Source organism: Pleurocapsa sp. CCALA 161 (assembly GCF_003003995.1).
Lineage (GTDB): Bacteria > Cyanobacteriota > Cyanobacteriia > Cyanobacteriales > Xenococcaceae > Waterburya.
On the sequence record NZ_PVWF01000032.1, the window covers coordinates 1 to 18,304 of the forward strand.

Sequence of the window (18,304 nt, forward strand, 5' to 3'; positions counted from 1 at the left end):
ACGCAGTTTGTTTATTGGTCGGGCATTCATCCCACAACTTTAGAAGATGGGGAATTCTGCCCGACATTTTAGTTAAAATCTAACCAAACTATATCTCCACGGTGGGGTATATATTCTGCACTACCAAATTTCTTCACCCTCTACCTTGCCCCAATCGTATTCACCACTAAAATCTTCGCTGTTTGCTCCTGCTAGCAATTCTGCGAGAGTGTATTTTAGTTTTTTAGGAGTAATGACTAGATTATTTTCCGTCACTTTAATCGAAACAGTCATTCCTTCTTTCAAGTTTATTTGATCGCTTAAATTTTTGGGAATGCGGATTGCCAGACTATTTCCCCACTTGGCAACTGTTGACATCTTTGTTTTTCACTAAAATAAGTATCTACATTGTAGATTTTTTTGCTCAATATGGCAAAAAGCCCTAAAGGACGACGCGTAGCTAGTCCTAAAGGATAAGCTTCGTGACCAGAGGGAATCCTTTAGGGCAAATGCTTTAGCATAAGCTTCGCAAATGGTATAAACAATCGCTTTTGGCTCTACTGAATTTTCCAGCCTAATCTGGTGGGTTGCTGATAAATTTGCTTCAGAGTATTAATATCTCGCTCAGAAATGGCTGGGGGATTGCTTACTTGGGAAAAATATAGAGCATCTTCTGCTTCTGGGCTATGTCCCCAGATTCCCAGCGCATGACCTAATTCGTGACGGATGGTAGCCAACAAAGATACTCCCGTAAAATCTGGACTTACCTGCATCGTCATGCGCATAGCGATCGCCACAGGATCTGCTGTTAAATAGAATTTATAGTTAGTTTGAGCGGCAATTGCTCTGGGAATGTCATATTTTTTAGTATCAGGATTTAACTTGATTGCTCTTTGGGGTTGCGATCGCAAGATCAATATATCTGCTTGCTCTCTTTGTGCTACTTCCTGTAAAGGTAAATAAACGTTCCATTCGGCGATCGCTTTTCTGGCTGTCTCTGTCCATTGCTGAAAACGCTGATTGGCTGCGGTATTTTCTGGCGTTACCGAGTCTACATATACCTTTAGCGGAAATTGCGACCAGACTAGATATCCTAAAGGTGTAGATTTAATCTGCTTAAAGTAATCTCCCTGGTTGTTTGTTTCCCAAGTAGCTAGAGACTGGGGTAAAGCGTGAACTTTTGCTGGAGGTAAGTTAGAAGTATCCTGTGGTTGTGAATATACAGCCTGATGAGAAATTACGAGAATTAAGCAAATGGCGATCGCTGTAATTATCTTCCCTTCTATTTGAGATCGCCAAATTGTCCCAGATTTAGCCAAATTTCTGATCGGGGCAAAAAGCCGTTTGCCCCGACAATAATTAAATACCCAATCTTTGATAAATTTCATCTAAGTTTTTCAGATGATGATTGGGATCGAAGCAAGCATCAATTTCCTCGCTAGATAAAGTCTCAGTCACAATTTCGTCTTGAGAAATTAATTTGCGGAAGTCGCCATCGCTTTTATTCCAGGCTTCATGAGCGCATCCTTGGACTACTCGGTAAGCTTCTTCACGATTCATGCCTTTTTCGACCAAAGTAAGCATAACTCGCTGACTAAAGATCACTCCACCATAGACATTCATATTACGCTGCATGTTTTCAGGATATACCAGCAGGTTTTTCACCAAGCCAGTAATCTCTTTAAGCATAAAGTGAGTCAGAATGCAGCTATCGGGCAAAATCACCCGTTCGACGGAACTATGAGAAATATCTCGTTCATGCCAGAGAGCAACGTTTTCTAAGGCAGCTACGGCATTTCCCCGCACAATCCGCGCCATTCCCGTCAATCTTTCCGAACGAATAGGATTCCGCTTGTGAGGCATGGCTGATGAGCCTTTTTGATTTTTAGAAAAGAATTCTTCTACTTCTAGAACATCTGTACGCTGAAGATTACGGATCTCCACGGCAAAACGTTCGATCGAGGCGGTAAGTAGAGCTAGTTGCTGGACATAATCAGCATGGCGATCGCGAGAAATAACTTGAGTAGAGGCGCAATCTGGTTCTAAACCTAGTTTTTGGCAGGCGATCGCTTCAATCTGCGGATCTACGTTGGCATAAGTCCCCACCGCACCTGAAATTTTACCTACGGCAATCTCTTTCTGTAATCGTACCAAGCGATCGCGATTACGCAATACTTCTGCTAACCAACCAGCCAGCTTAAAGCCAAAGGTAATTGGTTCGGCATGAATACCGTGCGATCGACCAACCATTACGGTATAGCGATGCTGTTGTGCCTGATAACGAATTGCCTGAATTAATTCTTCGAGACGCTCTAAAATGAGATTAAGACTAACTACCATCTGTAGCGCTAACCCTGTATCTAAAACATCTGAGCTAGTCAAGCCTAAATGAATATATCTTCCTGCATCACCAACATATTCATTGACGTTGGTTAAAAAGGCAATCACATCATGACGCACTTCAGCTTCAATTTCTAAGACCCTTTGAGGGTCGAAATTAGCTTTCGCTTTGATCTCATCAACAGCTTCTTGAGGAGTGTAACCAAGTTCTGCTTGTGCTTCGCAAACTGCTATTTCTACCTGTAGCCAGGTTTTGAGTTTATAGTCATCAGTCCAAATTTCGCCCATTTCGGGCAGTGTATAGCGTTCAATCACAGTCTGTTTAGCAGAATACAACTGTCAATTGTACAACTATGTCTGTCCATCTAAACTAATCTATTTCTGAAGCTGGCAACAAGACTCGAACTTGCGACCGGCTGATTACAAATCAGCTGCTCTACCAACTGAGCTACGCCAGCACTAGAAATATATAATAGCAGACTATTTAACTAACTGGGTTTTTTTTTACTTTATACACCTAATGAAACTTAAAACTCTATACCATACTGCTTTCAATCGACCACCGTGCCAATTCAGTACGGTTGTTCAAACTAGTTTTATTAAGCATGTTAGAAACATGGCTTTCAATGGTGCGCTGACTAACGCTCAATTGATGAGCAATCTCACGATTTGCCATACCTTTGGCTACTAATTGAACCACTTTGGTTTCGGTGGGGGTTAGTTCAACATTGTGGGGAACGACAATAGTTGGTGCGCCATCAAGACCTTTAGGACGACCATGTTCCCAGCGTTTTATTTGCTTGAGGGAAGACTCGACCTGTGCAACTAATTCTTCAGGTTCAAAAGGTTTAGACATATACACATCAGCACCTTCATTCAGACCTTTAACTCGATCTTGAGTTTGTCCTTTAGCAGAGAGAAATAATACAGGAATGCGATTTGTTACAGGCTCTTGGCGAATGTGCTTGACTAAAGTGTATCCGTCCATTTCTGGCATCATGACATCGCAAATAATCATATCTGGAATTAGATTGTCCAGAATTTCTAAAGCTTCTCGACCGTTCTCCGCGGTATCGACGTTATAGCCTCTAAATTCAAGATAGTCTTTTACGAGTAAAATTAAGTTAGGATCGTCGTCAATGAGCAGCAGTTTTTTATTGTCTTTTAGAGAGTTATCTTTCATAGGTGTTAATGCTTAGTTTCTTGCTTAGATCTGGTTGTTTTCCGCACTAATGGCGCATAACTACTTATATTTAAGTCTGGAAATAATCGCCGAGTGAATAAACTTAAGAATATGTTAATTACAGCAAAAATCAGCCAAAGCTGATGAGTTGAGTTTACGGTGAAATTACACAACACCCAATTTAACCTTAATTTTAGTTTTCGACACCCTTTTGATAGTCAATAGGTTGGTAACGTTTAAAACTGATATTTTAAATTTAATCTATAAATTTACTTTAGTTCTAAATTAATCAATTAATCGTAATTACTTTATTTTTCATCAGCATGGTTATTTTCAAGGAACAATTCAATACACTGATTAAATCGCGCCGTTCTACTAAGCCTAGACTATTCAATGGTCAGAAAATAGCTGATGAGATTATTTGGCAGATCTTAGAAAATGCTAATTGGGCTCCTAACCATGGTTTGACTCAGCCTTGGAGATATAAAGTCTTTGCTGATTCGGGGTTGACTAAATTAGCAGAGTTTCAAGCAAATTTATATCAAAAAATCACTGCGCCAGAAAAGTTTAAGCCAGAAAAATACACCAGAATGAAAAATAATATTCTTCAGTCTTCTCATGTGATTGTTATCTGCATGGAACGGCAAAAATCAGAGAAAATTCCTGAGATAGAAGAAATAGAAGCTGTAGCATGTAGCGTGCAGAATATGGCATTAACCGCAGCAGCTTACGAAATTTGTAGTTTTTGGGGTTCTGGTGGGGTAACCTATACGCCTGAACTAAAAGAATTTTTGCAACTGGGAGAAAAAGACCGCTGCTTGGGGTATTTATATTTAGGTTATAGCGATAGTCCAACTACGACCAGTCGTCGTCATTCAATCAAAGAAAATACAGTTTGGATCACCTAGTAGACGAGGGCGTGAATAAAGTAACCATCGAATAATCTGTAAAAGCTGATCAATCAATACTTATTATTTATTATTTACGCGCAGTGGTACTAGTGCGTTCCATATCAATCAACAGTTTTGTCTTCTTCTCTGAGTAGCAATTCAGAATTTAGCTAATCGACAACATATCTAATAATTTTGCTTCACTAAGCTGGGCGATCGCTAGCTGTTCAGCTTTTGCTAGTTTCGACCCTGCATTTTCTCCTAATAATAGATAATCAGTTTTTTGGCTAATTGAGCCTGTAACCTTTCCTCCTGCCTGTTCAATCAGCTTTTTAGCTTCGTCCCGTTTTAAAGTAGGTAAAGTGCCTGTAATGACAAAAGTTTTACCTGAGAAAATTTGGTCAGTTTTGTTGGGAGAAGTTGTACTGGCTGAGGAAAACTGTAATCCTGCGTCTTGCAATTGTCGAATCAAGGTTTGGTTAGCAGGGATTCTCACCCACTCAAAAACAGACTGAGCGATTTCTACCCCAATGCCATATACGGCTTCAATAGATTCAAAAGAGGCTTGGGACAACTCTTCAATGGTGGAAAAATTTTCCGTCAGAATTTTGGCGTTGGTACTACCCACGTAACGAATACCTAAGCCATATAAAAGCCGATCATAAGTTTGATTTTTTGATTCGGCGATCGCACTGACTAAATTCTCGGCTGATTTTGTCCCCATACGTTCTAAACTAGCTATTTTTTCCACAGTTAGAGAATATAGATCCGCAACAGAAGTAACTAAATTATTCTTCAGCAATAAAATTGCCATTTTTTCGCCTAAACCCTTGATATCCAAAGCATTACGGGAAGCCCAGTGAATAATGCTACCCCGTAAAATGGCAGGACAAGATATATTGACGCAGCGAGTAACAGCTTCCGCTTTTTGGCGTACCAAAGGGGAACTACACTCAGGACAATTGCGCGGCATTTGATAGGGAACAGTACTAGCAGGACGCAGATCGGGTAAAACCCTGACAACTTCTGGGATAATCTCCCCCGCCTTGCGAATAATTACCGTATCGCCAACGCGAAGATCGAGTTGGGCCACGCGATCGCTATTGTGGAGAGTTGCCCGCTGTACCGTAGTTCCTGCAAGCTGGACAGGCTGCATAACTGCCATTGGTGTCACTGCCCCTGTGCGTCCGACGTTGACGATAATTTCTGTAACGATCGTGGGGGCTTCCTCCGCAGGATATTTTAAGGCGATCGCCCAACGGGGAAACTTCTGGGTAAATCCTAGCTGTTGCTGTAGTTGAGAGTTGTTGAGTTTGACCACTACGCCATCAGTCATATAGGGTAAAGTCTTTCTAGCTGTATCCCATTCATGAAAATACGCCTCTACTTCTGCTAAAGAATTACATAGTTTACGGTTAGGATTAACCAAAAACCCCATTTTTTGCAGTAATTCTAAAGACTCCCACTGGGAACTAATTGCTTGTTCAATATGTAAAGTATAGGCAAAGAAATTGAGCTTACGTTGGGCAACGATTTGAGCATCCAACTGGCGCAGTGTCCCCGCTGCTGCATTACGAGGGTTAGCAAATAAAGCCTCTCCAGATTCACTTCTGGCTTGATTAATTGTTGCAAATACGTTTAAAGGTAAAAATGCTTCTCCCCTAACTTCTATTTTTGGTGGGGGATTCTCTAGATTTAACTTGAGGGGAATTGTGCGAATCGTCCTGATGTTTTGAGTAATTTCTTCTCCCGTCACCCCATCCCCACGGGTTGCACCTCTAACTAAAATACCGTTTTCGTAGGTAAGGGCGATCGCGCTACCGTCAATTTTTAGTTCACAAACATAGCTAAATTTTGGGATGGTTTCTAGCTGTTTTTGCCAGCGAGTTTCCCATTTAGCCAACTCGCGATCGCTAAAAGCATTTTCTAAACTATAGAGGGGAATATTATGTTTAACAGAAGTAAATCTAGTGGCTACTTGAGCGCCAATTCGCTGGGTAGGACTATCAGCAGTAATTAATTCTGGATACTCGGTTTCTAGATCCTGTAGCTGGCGATATAGCTGGTCATACACCGCATCTTCCATAATCGGACTATCCATGACGTAATAGGCGTAACCCGCTTTTTGTAGCTGTTCTCTGAGTTGGGCAACTTTTTTTTTGGTTTCTGGGGTAATGGGCATAGTTTTGCAGTTGGTAGAGACGATTCTAGTGATGAGCCAGGCTATATATGTGTAGTATAAAAACTTTGATTAAACGGCTAACATATATCAAATTCGCCAATTATCTAACATTTAAATTTTATTTAAATTTTCTCTTCAATCACTTCACTAAATAAGTTAACTAATCATCAGTTTTGGGCAAACTAGACTTAAGATTTGCCTAATTAAACATGATTGAAGAACAGATTATAACTGCGATCGCTAATGCCTGTGAAGATGACACCTTGCGCTTCCAAATAATTATCGAAGATGAAATATTACATGTTTATATTAATCGACCAACTCAGGCAGAACTTGACTATCAAAACCTCAAGTCGAAAATATATAGGGTCATCACTAAAACATTCCCTTTAGAATTTTTAGAAATTTGGCTTTATTGTCGAGTTTTGGGTGAAATAGAAGCAGACTGGCAAGCAGTCTTAGAAATCGAAATCAACTTAGATTCTGCTCAAATGTCGACCATGATGCAGGCAATTAATGGTGCAGTGGAAGCCACTCATTCGATTGTAGACAAAATAGCGCAACAACTAGAAAATCCCGAATCTTTTGCTACTGATCCGCTGTGGGATTTTGAAGAATTACCGACGACGGCAAGTGACAACAATTCTGAGTATGACCTAGAGTTATTAAAATCAATCGATCATGTTGCCTTGCAGTTAGATCTCAATAAATACTGTTTTATTACCAATGAACGGCTATTATACGCAGTACTTAATGCTCCTCCAGAAAATATCGCTCGACTGGTGGACACCTTTGATCGTTTTCCCCAGTCAATCAGGCGATCGCAATTGCCAGTTTTAGAAATTCATTTTAACCAGTTAATCAACCCTGATTTAAATAGTTTAGAGCCTGAAACGCAATTATGGTGGACAGAAATTCTAGCGTTAGACACTGATCGACATCGTCAGTTGGCAATTTGGTTGAGTCGTTACTGTATACATCCCGAACAAACTATTTCCACAATCTCAAAAGTGCTTATGCCTCAACTTGAAACAAAACAAAAACGACTCTGGCAAACAAGTAACTCAATTAAACATAATTTATCTCAGCAAATTTCCGCGCAAAATCAAAATAGTTCTGAAGCTGAAGCTGGATTATTTTCGAGTTGGATGATGTTACTGGGCAAGCTATGGCAAAAAGTTAGACCAACTAAGTAACTAATGTTACGCACTAATTAATCTATCTATGAAGCATAGGTAGTGGGTAGTGGGTAGTAGGTAGTGGGTAGTAGGTAGTGGGTAGTAGGTAGTGGGTAGTGGGTAGTGGGTAGTAGGTAGTAGGTAGTGGGTAGTGGGTAATAACTTATCTGTTATCTGTCTGGATCGTTTATGTGCAATCGATTTTCGTCTTAAATTGCGTAAGATCAGTAAGTAACTAACTAAATTAATAACGTAGTCTATGCAACCAAAAACGGCTGTAATTAGCGATAATCTGGGCTAAAAGGTTGGCACTTGCCACCCAAACCATTAGCGATCGCACAGGTATTATGGGACATCATCTCAAAGTAATTTTTTGCTTCTCCTAATCCATCAGCATAGATTTTTTCGGTCGATAGTTTGACATCAGCAGCACGAGCTACATTTTGAATTACGCGATCGCTGGCGGTGGCTTCAGCAAAAATGGTGGGGATTCCTGTTTTTTTGATTTCTGCTGAGAGTTTACGTACCTGAGAGGCAGTAGGGGAGGATTTGTCACTAAGACCCTGGAGAGTTTGATAGTCTTTAAGATAATATGCTTTAACATAATAGTTCAAAGAGTCATGGGTGGTTACTAAAACTTTTTGTTGTTCGGGAATTGTGGCAATTCGATCTTTGATCCAAGCATCTAGCTGCCAAAGTTGTTCGGTTAGATTCTTGCTGTTGACTAAGTATTGGTCTGCTGCGGAAGGATTAGCTTGTAAAAATATTGCTTGAATTAGCTCGACCATCTTGACGGTATTTGCGACATTGTGCCAGACATGAGGATCTGGTTCTAATTCATTGCTGGCAGCGGATTCTGCTGCTGGTTTCTCTGCTGATTCATCGTGGTGATCTTCTGCAACCATCATCGGCTTGGTAACAGCCTGCTCATATAAAGCAATTTTAGGAGTTTTTGTAGCTGATAATAATTTAGTTACCTGGGGTTCTAATTCATACCCACCATAGAAAATTAACTGAGCTTCTTCGATCGCTTTGCTGTCTGAAGGAGTGGGGTTGTAACTGTGGGGATCTTGATTAGCATCGATCAGGCAAGTTAAATCAATCGTGTCTTGAGCAACGGTTTTAACTAAATCGCAGATCACATTATGAGAAGCAACTACTTTCGGCTTAGACTCTGCCTGAGCAAGATTACTTTTGGTTTTAAAATTACTGGCGACCGCGCTGGTGGCAATACCGATAATTACTAAACCCAGTATGTATTTAACCTGAATATTTTTAAACATAACACCACTAATAAATCAGAATGATAATGATTCTAATTAGTTTAAGGTACAATGAGATCCGTTATCATTTTTATTGAGTAATGCTGGAAGTTTGTAACCTGAGCGTCAACTACCGCCATACTATAGCTGTCGAAAACGTATCTTTTGTTCTACAACCAGGACAGGTAACGGGATTATTCGGCTCAAACGGCGCTGGTAAAAGTACTATCGTCAAGGCTATTTTAGGCTTAATTCCCTATTCAGGTGGAGTAGCGCAATGGATTGGCAAACCAGTCACGAAACAGCTAAACAAAGTTGCTTATGTACCACAGCGATCGCAAATTGATTGGGATTATCCTGTCACGGTAGAAAGAGCGGTGATGATGGGACGGGTGGCTACTACAGGCTGGTTTCGCAACCATAGTCGGAAATCAAAGCGATTAGTTCGCAACGCCTTGGAAAGAGTCGGGATGTGGCAATATCGTCAGCGCCAAATCCGAGAATTATCTGGAGGACAACAGCAGCGCGTATTTCTAGCTAGAGCGATCGCTCAAGAAGCCGATTTACTTTTGTTTGATGAACCATTTAACAATGTAGATCAGCAGACGGAAACAATTATTTTTGATATTTTTGCCGAATTAAAAGCTCAACAGAAGACTTTACTGGTAATTAGTCACGATTTGAGTGAAACATTAAATAATTACGATCAGTTACTATTAATTAACAAACGCTTAATTGCCTCAGGGACAAAAGAAGAAGTTTTAACTAACGAAAATATCAACCAAGCTTATCAGTATTTTATTGAAAAAGCTGTTAGCTAAGTGCCTAAACAAAATTAATTACACATTATTATTCACCTTTTCCCTTTACCCAGTTTCAACTAGGAACTTAATTTTGAACGACTACTTATTAGCTTTTAGCTGCTAAAGTTTACTCAAATAAAAGTCTAGAGCGCTAATATAGCCGTACAAAGTTAAATTAGGACATGTTAAAGTTATTTGCTCGTAAGTAACGAGTTTTCAGAAATGTTCTAACGTTTGCAATGCTATAGCTACGGCGAAGCAGTATTATTCAACTAAGAACTATGAATCATCCTATTTAATGCTGACTTGGTTAATTGAACCATTAGAATTTGAGTTTATGCGCCAGGCGATCGCCATTGGCTTGTCTTTAGGCATCCTGGGTGCGGTGGTAGGTAGCTATCTAATTTTGCAACAGATGGGGATGATGAGTGAGGTAATTGCTCATGCAGTTTTACCTGGTATTTCCATCGCTTTTTTCTTAGAAATAAACATTGCCCTGGGAGCATTTATTGCTGGGGTGTTAAGTGCTTTAGTCGTTATGGGGATTCAGAAGCGATCTCGAATTAAAGTTGATGCAGCGATGGCCTTAACCCTCTCCAGTTTTTTAGCTATGGGAGTAATTTTAATTACTACCCTTAAAACCGATCAAATAAATTTAAACGATATTCTTTTTGGTGACATTTTAGGGGTAACTATTGGGGATGTTTGGCGCACTGTGATTATCACCATAATCATCTTAGTCTTAACCAAGCTGTTTTATAAAGAACTAGAATTTTATACCTTCGATCCTCTAGGTGCAAAAGCCTGTGGTCTACCAGTTAATTTGCTCCACTTCGGTCTAATTTGCGCCATCACTTTAACCATTGTCGCCAGTATGCAGACTGTGGGGGTGTTGCTAGTAATGTCTTTGTTGGTAGGTCCCGCGATCACTGCCTATCTGTTAGTTAAAGAACTATTTCAAATGATGTTTTTTGGCTCAATTATTGGCATGATTTCCACTGTCGCTGGAATGTATAGTAGTTATTACTTTGATTTGCCTTCTGGTGCAGCGATCGTCATGGTCATCTTTGTTTTTTTCTTGCTAGCATTGCTTTTTAGTCCGAGTCAGGGACTTGTAACCGAACCCGAATTTAAAAGCAAAATTTTTAATTATCTAAATCGATTGATAGGTAAATAAATTTTCTAATAACAAAGCGCAATGTCTGTTTGAGATTGCTGATCGCAAATTTTTCATCTGTCAACGATCGCGATCGCACTTATTCTGGGTACTCTAGGTGAGACTTAAGGCGAGGTCTTTTGTGCCTCGATTGACACCTATTTGTAAGTGCTAGCTTTAGATGAAACTTTTATTATTAAAAATTCTATTACAGCGTCGTGCCAGGGATGAAGGATTTACCTTGCCGATGGTAATTGCGATCGGGTTAGTGATGATTCTTTTGGGTACGATAAATATTGTTAAATCTAGCGAAGAAAATATAACTGCCATATCTCAAAATAGTTCTGCCGATGCTATGGCTGTTGCTGAGGTTGGGATTATTAAATATCGAGAGTTATTAAATCAAAATCGAATATTAACTGTTTATAACGAAGATCAATGGACTAGCACTAACGTCGCAGGGCAGACTTGCGCTAACATGGCAACTGCACCCACAGGTTGGACAGGTACAGCTACTCTAGCAAACGATACTGCTGCTACTGCTACTGATACTGCTACTACCGATAATGATAATTGGTGGGAAATCAACGAAGATTTTAATGGTGATGGTGATACGACAGATGATGGCGAATTTGTTGGTGAATATCGACTAGTAAGCTATGAGTATGATATTGATGGGCTTACGGGTACGGCTGATAGCACAGCCGATAACAACGATTTTGACCTTTTTAGCGATGCCGACAAAGATGATGACCCAGGAACACTTGCTTCTGGTGTTACTGTAAATAGTATCACTGATGAAAATGATACAGATGATGATGGACAAAGTGATGCTGTTGGAATTCTAACTGTTCAGGGAAGAAGTCCTGATGGTGGAATAGCGCAAATAGAAACAAAAATTCCCTTACGTATTAATGACTTAGAAAATTTTGCTCCCGTATTGTGGGTAGAAAGTGGTGCAATCGCAACTCCAGGAACTTTAAATATCCCTAATGCTGATGACAATATTGTTTTGAAAAGCTCTGGTACTGGATGTTCCACACCTGCGGCTATAGCTGGAAATACTAATGTCATCAGCGATCCTCGTAATTTACCCGCCATTATTTCATTACCTACTGATTCCACTAAAAAAAATAGTATTGGTACTATAGACACCACAAGCTCAAAAATAACTTTACCTACACCTTCTGTTACTCCAGATAACAAAAATGATCAGGGTCGATTTTTGTATGAAGTTTCAACTATAAACGTAGCAACTAACAATCTAGAAACAGACGGGATTGCCAAGGTTACTTTATATGCCACAGGTAATATCAATATTACTGGTGCGTCTGGAACTACCATAACTATAGGAAATAGTAACGCAGCGAATCCTAATACCAAAGCTGCTTGTGTAGATCCTGCTAGCACTGCTACTCCTCCTGCTCTTCTTAGTTTTGCCAACTTTAATTGTGCTAATACCATTAGTACTAGCGTCTCATCTCAAAATTTAGAAATTTACGGTTCTAGTACTACTACTCAAATCGATATCAACACTAACGGTGGAACTGTAAATATAGAAAGCTTTATTCATGCTCCTGATGCAACTTTAAATATAAGTGGAGGTGGCACAGTAAATATCAATGGTGCAGTGTGGGTAAATAGTTTTAATAATACTAGTACAACCGTCAATGTCAGAAGTGATAAAACAGACACCACAACTGCTGCTGAGGCTTCTTATAAATTTTATACAACTAGCGCAACTATGACACCTAGACCTTTAACCAGCACCCCAACCGATTGGGTAAGAGAGGAGGTGCAATAAGCTAATGCCAAAATTATTGATATTTAAACACAGAAAATCTTTAAATCAAGGTTTTACTACTCTAGAAATTTTAGTTTCTATTATTATTGCTCTAGCTTTTGTCAGTGTCGCTATGCAGTCTTTTGTATATGCAATGGCTCTAAAGGTTCAAGCACAAGAAAAACAAAGAGCTAATCAACTAATTCAAGAAGATTTGGAAAAGGTAACAACTTTGGGAAGTAACATTATTCAAGACCATGATGATAAATGTAATCCCATTGCAACAGCAGCAGCAGGAAGTACTCCAGCAAAGACTGCTTATCAAAATGGCTATGCTTACCAATTATGGGAAGCTATTGATAAGAAACCACAACCCACCGCTCATCTGTTAAAAACTACTGATGGAACTGAATCAGGCAAAAAAATTGGTTCAATTCGCAAACAAATTAATGATTCAACAGATCCTAGTCCACCAGAGGATGCTCCATATCGAACATTAAAAATTAGTTTTCAAGTAAGGGAGTTAAATAGTTCCGATTTACCAACTGGTGATGTTATTGCAGAACGTTATGTGGAGGTAATACCCGATGTTGCTTTACAATGTCCGTAGAAAAGTTAATCAGGGTTTTACTCTTATTGAGATGATGGTCGTAGTGATTATTATTGGCGTAATTGCCAGTATTGCTGTTCCCAATTTTCTTGGTTTGCTTAATCAAAGTCGTGTCAAAGACGGTTTAGCACAGGTTGAAGGTGCAATCAAAGAAGCGCAAAGACAAGCTATACGCCGAGGAAAAACTTGCAAAATTAAATTTGTGACTGAGACTATAGATGGCAAATCGCGAGAAACGATTAATGTGGTTGAAAGTACAGATACAGGAGAAACTGTAGCTGCTGGTTTTTATAATGGCTGTTTATTGGAAAGGAGAATATTACCAGTAGGTGTATCTTTAGACCTAGGTGGTATTGAAAAAATAACTTTTACTGTTAAGGGAAATACTGACAGCGATAGCGACGGAATAATTAGAGTATCTCACCCCCAGACTACTACAGTCAAATGTTTGCAAATAGCAGGATTGTTGGGAAATATTTTAACTGGCGACTATGACAGTGGAACTACTAGCTGCAAAGTTAGTTAATCAATAATGCTATTAATTAATTAGTTATTACTGATGAAGAATAACATTAACCGAAAGAGCGATCGCGGTTATACTTTAACAGAAATGATGGTCACTCTAATTATTATTGGGGTGATTGCTGCGATCGCACTTCCTGCTTTTACAGGCTTACTTAGTCGCTATCGATTAGAGGGAGCATTGCAACAGTTATTAGGCGCAATCAACGAAACCCAAAGACTAGCTATGGTTCGGGGTAAGTCTTGTAGAATTAATGTCAATCCCAGCACTAATAAGATTACTGCTAACACAGCAGGATGTTTATTAAGCGATCGCAGTCTTAACAGCGAAATAAAAATCCGCAGCAACTTTCCAGGCACGACAAATATTACTTTTTCCTATAAAGGCAGCACCACTAGAATGGGTACTATTGTTCTGTCTTCAGATCATACTGATTCGCAAAAATGCTTTGTGATTGCCTTGGGTACTGGAATCAAAAGAGTTGGTGATTACAACGGCAGTAAAACTGGTTCAGTTTCCTACACCAACTGTAAAACTCAATAAATAGCTGAAAATGTATTAAATTTTTTCCTTCTAAGTTGATCGCTATTGATTGTGTTAGATTGGACTTGTACAACTTTATGTCAGGATATGATTCCTACAACCAATTCCATCGCCTATACTAATGCCAGAAATGGATTAGCATCTTTACTGGATCGAGTTAGTAAGAATTCAGAAATTGTAATTATCAATCGCCGAAATAAGCCAGATGTGGCATTGATTAGCAAAGAAGAGTTAGATAGTTTATTGGAAACTGTTTATCTATTGCGTTCTCCGAAGAATGCCAAAGAGCTATTTAAAGCCATAGACGAATCCAAACAAATGGATGATGCCGTAATTGAGCCTCAATCTGTAAAAGACTTGTGTGATGATTTGAACATTGTCAGGGACAAGACACCTAAACTTAGTTTAGATACGTAAGATGTCCGCTGAAATTAAAGTTTGGAGTCCTATTTTCACCTCCACTTTTCGAGAACATCTGCTTTGGTGGGCTAAGAGAGATCCAGCTAAAATCTACAAAATCTTAGATTTGGTAGAGGTAGTTTGTGACCAACCATTTAGAGGAATTGGCAAGCCAGAGCCTCTCAAATATATCGATTCCAATATTTGGTCGCGACGCATTAACTTAGAACATCGACTAGTCTATCGCATTAAAGATAACCGTATTTACTTTTTACAATGTCGTTACCATTATGATTAGGTTGTTTTCTGAGTTTCTTTAAATCCTTCAAGAAAAGTTGGCGATCTTCAACCTTCAAGAATGATCTTCAATTCGCAAATCTTCCTTACAGCATTAGAATGAACTTGGATACAACCTGAAGCAAGGGAAGTAGAAATAGTTGATTATCATTAAAAATCAGTTTATGAAAATACCCAAATATAGACCGCCAACTCATCCAGGAGAAATGTTGCTTAAAGAGTTTCTAGAACCAATGCAAATTACTCAGCAAGCACTAGCTCAAGCAATTGGAGTACCCTATCAACGAGTAAATGAATTGGTGAACCAAAAAAGAGGCGTTACTCCCTCCACTGCCTTACGACTATCTAAATTCTTTGGTAACAGTCCTGATTTTTGGCTGAATTTGCAAAATGCTTGGGAAATCTATCATACTCAAGCAGCAGAAGCAGAGCAACTGGAAAAAATACTATTGTTCACCTTCCCCGACTAATAATCCACAGCTTCTGCCAAGACATCATCCATCCAAGAATTGATACTTTTGTTAGCTTTTTTAGCTGCTAAATAAATCTGGCGATGACGTTCGGTTGTTGTTCTAAATGGTAATTTACCAGAAAAAGGTTTGTCTGGTTCTTCTCCTAATTCAGTACACCATTCTAAATAGTCATCTATCGAGTTATGAAATTCCTGTTCTAACTCTTCAACAGTACTACCTTTAAAGGTAATTACGTCTTTGATATCTAATACCTTTCCGAATAAGATTCCTGCTGTTTCGTCTATTTCAATTTGGGCTGTGTATGCTTTATACTTCATAGCTAATATTTAAATTAATAATCTTCTGGTTTTATATCAGCATTTACTAGAAATTCTTGGACAGCTTTGACTGCACCTTTATCTGTCTCTTTTTCTGGATGAGGCTCATGAAACACGGCTTTAACCCCATTTAGAGACACCCTAACTCTCGAACCTCTACCTTGCGAAACTTCAGCACCCAAAGCTTTAAAGAGATTTTCGATGCTAGTCCATTTAATATCAGAACGGACAGGTGAACTAAACACCGCTTTTAAAGTTTGACGCTGCTTTTTATTCATACAACGTTTTTTTAGATTGATTCACGTGTAATCATTTTTTGACTAGATATTATTCGTACATTAATGATATCATTTTTTGATATCATTAATGTACGACAGAAGCTGAACAACTCGAAAAAATCAAACCTTGGGTAATCGGTTGAAAATTAATCGTAGGGGCGAACGGCCGTTCGCCCCTACGATTAATCTGCGGTGAAAACAGTTTAATTTGACCTTAAAAACGTAATCAACAATAATTATTGATATCCTGTACCTGTATTATTTGTATTTGTGCTAGCTACAACCACTGTCGCTAAAACAAGTAGGTTTGAATTTCTTTTCAAATACACCTGATGTAACGATAAAAATATTGTCCTGTAAATCAAATCCAGGTTTCTCAGTATTATCATGATCACCAATTTCAAACCCAATAATCCGTTGATCTTTTCCTAAAACTTTGATTACTTTTCCTGTTGGCAAATTGATTCTGGATGCCAATTGTTCAGCAGTTGGAATGATGAACTCTGTATCGCTATCATTCAGAATTGCTGTTGTATACTCTTGTGTTGGATCTTTGAGAATTGCCAAGCCTTTATCGTATAAAAACTTACCTAAAGATGGTTGATCTCCTGTATTAAATTCACCGTTACCATTGGCATCGTAACCACCATAGCGTGGAATTTCATAACCTTTTTTGAAAAATTGCACAGCCTCATCTGAATCGCCTTTGACTAGCGAGTTATTTTCTTGAAGTGAGCTACAACTACTTCCAGCAACATCAGGATCCGGCTCACAGTCGCCATTAAAGGTTTTAGGCTTACCAAAATCTATTATATGCTCTACTGGAGCTGAGCTACTATTGCAGTCTGCTGCGCCGTTTATAGGAGTAGAGGTAATTCTTAGAGGTTGAGTAGAATCTATTTCGATCGGCTGGGGTTGTTTATTATTATCTCGAGTCTGAATCCAGGTTGTCTTATCATTGGGATCAATGGAATTACTAAAGTCAGTTTGCATATCCCAAGGTGTACCAGATTTACAGTTGTACTCACCTCCTAAGCCTTCAATACTCCAAGAATAAGATGTTAATTCTTCAGAATTATTTTCAGGAGCAATTCTAGCTCTAGCTACTGTTTGGGTATCTGCGGAATAACTGCTTGTTCCTGAGACTGTTATCGTTTCGCCAGTGAAGAAAAGCTGTGCTGTAATTGATTTACCATCTGAATCTGCATTATCTTCAAAGTTTGTTACTCCATCTTCATTCATATCTAAATCTTTACTATCTGTAGTACCGTCGCCATTAACATCCGCTGACGCAGTATCTGCTGTTTCTTTTATCCCATCTCCATCAACATCTGTGGCTACTGCAAGTACAAAACCATCATTATTACTATCTGCATTTTCACTAATATCATCTCCATCGTCATCAACCACGCAAGCAAAAAAACCTTGATAGGTGCTATCTATAATACCGTCACCATCACAATCTAAATCTTGATCGGTATCATCAATATTGTCAATTAAGGCTTCTTTAGTCCAACCGAAAGGATTATTAACCCGCCCTGCTTTAGTTGGATCTGTTACATAACTTCCATTTGCTGTTAATTCGGGTCCCCAACGATAAATTACTAAAGGTCCTTTCCAAGGAGAACCTGTTGCTGGTGGCGCCACAAAATAGATAACTCTTTGAGATACTCCAGGTATTTGTAATGCTAAGCTTACTGTGCCTCCAGTCGGAAGCACAAAATCTGGTGCTACTTCTTCGTTAATAAGTGTAGTTAAAGTATCGTTAGTAGTGTCCAAATAACTAGAAGACATGTCAACTTCAATTGCTTGAGCGCGTCTTAATTCATCAGAGATAAAATCTAAAGCCCGTCCTGTTTCGTTGCGTGCTGTTGTTTTAGATCCTTCACTTTGACTAGTTCCTAATACCTGCATCAAACCAAAACCCAATGCACCAATGACAAAAATACTCATCACCAAACCAACTAGTAGTTCGGTTAAAGTAAAACCAGAATTAGATTGGCTTTTTTTTAAAAGTTTGTAAAACTCTTTGTTTTTCATATTAAGGACAGTTTTATTAGCTATAAAATTAAAAATACTTTTTTGGTATTCAGGCAATATTTATAGGC

20 protein-coding genes and 1 tRNA gene are annotated in these 18,304 nt (G+C 39.0%); 11 read left to right on the plus strand and 10 right to left on the minus strand.

Annotated features, from left to right (window positions below; genetic code table 11):
* Nucleotides 1–120: 120 nt before the first annotated feature.
* The 5 genes from C7B62_RS09765 to C7B62_RS09785 all read right to left on the minus strand — a co-directional run bounded on the left by C7B62_RS09765 (nt 121) and on the right by C7B62_RS09785 (nt 3,502).
* On the minus strand, nt 121–357 hold the full coding sequence (locus C7B62_RS09765) for an AbrB/MazE/SpoVT family DNA-binding domain-containing protein (protein WP_106235327.1): 237 nt from the start codon (nt 355–357) through the stop codon (nt 121–123).
* 179 nt (nt 358–536) lie between these two features.
* Nucleotides 537–1,367: a matrixin family metalloprotease gene (locus C7B62_RS09770; protein ID WP_146132079.1), complete on the minus strand. Its 831-nt coding sequence runs from the start codon at nt 1,365–1,367 to the stop codon at nt 537–539.
* Entirely contained in the window at nt 1,339–2,634 is a 1,296-nt protein-coding gene (gene purB / locus C7B62_RS09775) for an adenylosuccinate lyase (protein ID WP_106235413.1), read from the minus strand. Before purB ends, C7B62_RS09770 begins: the two co-directional genes overlap by 29 nt.
* Before the next feature lie 70 nt (nt 2,635–2,704).
* Nucleotides 2,705–2,777 (minus strand) — tRNA-Thr (locus tag C7B62_RS09780).
* A gap of 77 nt (nt 2,778–2,854) precedes the next feature.
* Nucleotides 2,855–3,502: a response regulator transcription factor gene (locus tag C7B62_RS09785; protein WP_106235329.1), complete on the minus strand. Its 648-nt coding sequence runs from the start codon at nt 3,500–3,502 to the stop codon at nt 2,855–2,857.
* 323 nt (nt 3,503–3,825) lie between these two features.
* Here C7B62_RS09785 and C7B62_RS09790 point away from each other — a divergent pair, with 323 nt between their 5' ends.
* Nucleotides 3,826–4,410, plus strand: a complete 585-nt coding sequence (locus C7B62_RS09790; RefSeq protein WP_106235331.1) for a nitroreductase — start codon at nt 3,826–3,828, stop codon at nt 4,408–4,410.
* Nucleotides 4,411–4,558: 148 nt separating this feature from the next.
* On the opposite strand, the gene ligA is transcribed toward C7B62_RS09790, so the two are convergent.
* The gene (ligA, locus tag C7B62_RS09795) at nt 4,559–6,574 is read right to left on the minus strand and encodes an NAD-dependent DNA ligase LigA (protein WP_106235333.1); all 2,016 of its coding nucleotides are present in this window, start codon (nt 6,572–6,574) and stop codon (nt 4,559–4,561) included.
* A 209-nt stretch (nt 6,575–6,783) separates the two neighbouring features.
* On the opposite strand from ligA, the gene C7B62_RS09800 reads away from it, so the two are divergent.
* Nucleotides 6,784–7,770: a hypothetical protein gene (locus tag C7B62_RS09800; RefSeq protein ID WP_106235335.1), complete on the plus strand. Its 987-nt coding sequence runs from the start codon at nt 6,784–6,786 to the stop codon at nt 7,768–7,770.
* Nucleotides 7,771–8,033: 263 nt separating this feature from the next.
* On the opposite strand, the gene C7B62_RS09805 is transcribed toward C7B62_RS09800, so the two are convergent.
* Nucleotides 8,034–9,035 carry a metal ABC transporter substrate-binding protein gene (locus tag C7B62_RS09805; RefSeq protein ID WP_106235338.1) on the minus strand — a complete coding sequence of 334 codons (1,002 nt, stop codon included), beginning with the start codon at nt 9,033–9,035 and terminating at the stop codon, nt 8,034–8,036.
* 80 nt (nt 9,036–9,115) lie between these two features.
* Between C7B62_RS09805 and C7B62_RS09810 the strand changes: the two genes are divergently transcribed.
* From C7B62_RS09810 to C7B62_RS09850, 9 genes are all read left to right on the plus strand, one after another.
* On the plus strand, nt 9,116–9,835 hold the full coding sequence (locus C7B62_RS09810; protein ID WP_106235341.1) for a metal ABC transporter ATP-binding protein: 720 nt from the start codon (nt 9,116–9,118) through the stop codon (nt 9,833–9,835).
* A gap of 280 nt (nt 9,836–10,115) precedes the next feature.
* Nucleotides 10,116–10,994 (plus strand): metal ABC transporter permease, encoded by an 879-nt coding sequence (locus C7B62_RS09815; RefSeq protein WP_106235343.1) that lies wholly within the window; start codon nt 10,116–10,118, stop codon nt 10,992–10,994.
* Between the two features lie 160 nt (nt 10,995–11,154).
* Nucleotides 11,155–12,777, plus strand: a complete 1,623-nt coding sequence (locus C7B62_RS09820) for a hypothetical protein (protein WP_106235345.1) — start codon at nt 11,155–11,157, stop codon at nt 12,775–12,777.
* A 4-nt stretch (nt 12,778–12,781) separates the two neighbouring features.
* Nucleotides 12,782–13,366 (plus strand): type II secretion system protein, encoded by a 585-nt coding sequence (locus C7B62_RS09825; protein WP_106235347.1) that lies wholly within the window; start codon nt 12,782–12,784, stop codon nt 13,364–13,366.
* Complete coding sequence (locus tag C7B62_RS09830) at nt 13,344–13,892, plus strand: Tfp pilus assembly protein FimT/FimU (RefSeq protein ID WP_106235349.1); 549 nt, start codon at nt 13,344–13,346, stop codon at nt 13,890–13,892. Before C7B62_RS09825 ends, C7B62_RS09830 begins: the two co-directional genes overlap by 23 nt.
* Nucleotides 13,893–13,925: 33 nt before the next feature.
* Complete coding sequence (locus C7B62_RS09835) at nt 13,926–14,432, plus strand: Tfp pilus assembly protein FimT/FimU (protein ID WP_106235351.1); 507 nt, start codon at nt 13,926–13,928, stop codon at nt 14,430–14,432.
* Nucleotides 14,433–14,519: 87 nt separating this feature from the next.
* Nucleotides 14,520–14,849 (plus strand): type II toxin-antitoxin system Phd/YefM family antitoxin, encoded by a 330-nt coding sequence (locus C7B62_RS09840; protein WP_106235415.1) that lies wholly within the window; start codon nt 14,520–14,522, stop codon nt 14,847–14,849.
* Nucleotide 14,850: 1 nt separating this feature from the next.
* Nucleotides 14,851–15,129, plus strand: a complete 279-nt coding sequence (locus C7B62_RS09845) for a Txe/YoeB family addiction module toxin (protein WP_106235354.1) — start codon at nt 14,851–14,853, stop codon at nt 15,127–15,129.
* A gap of 163 nt (nt 15,130–15,292) precedes the next feature.
* Nucleotides 15,293–15,598, plus strand: a complete 306-nt coding sequence (locus C7B62_RS09850) for a HigA family addiction module antitoxin (protein WP_106235356.1) — start codon at nt 15,293–15,295, stop codon at nt 15,596–15,598.
* Here C7B62_RS09850 and C7B62_RS09855 read toward each other — a convergent pair.
* From C7B62_RS09855 to C7B62_RS09865, 3 genes are all read right to left on the minus strand, one after another.
* Nucleotides 15,595–15,918 (minus strand): type II toxin-antitoxin system HicB family antitoxin, encoded by a 324-nt coding sequence (locus C7B62_RS09855; RefSeq protein ID WP_106235358.1) that lies wholly within the window; start codon nt 15,916–15,918, stop codon nt 15,595–15,597. The two genes, C7B62_RS09850 and C7B62_RS09855, sit on opposite strands and share 4 nt — an antisense overlap.
* A 14-nt stretch (nt 15,919–15,932) precedes the next feature.
* Nucleotides 15,933–16,196, minus strand: a complete 264-nt coding sequence (locus C7B62_RS09860; RefSeq protein ID WP_106235360.1) for a type II toxin-antitoxin system HicA family toxin — start codon at nt 16,194–16,196, stop codon at nt 15,933–15,935.
* 273 nt (nt 16,197–16,469) lie between these two features.
* Complete coding sequence (locus tag C7B62_RS09865) at nt 16,470–18,293, minus strand: hypothetical protein (RefSeq protein WP_146132080.1); 1,824 nt, start codon at nt 18,291–18,293, stop codon at nt 16,470–16,472.
* Nucleotides 18,294–18,304: the final 11 nt, after the last annotated feature.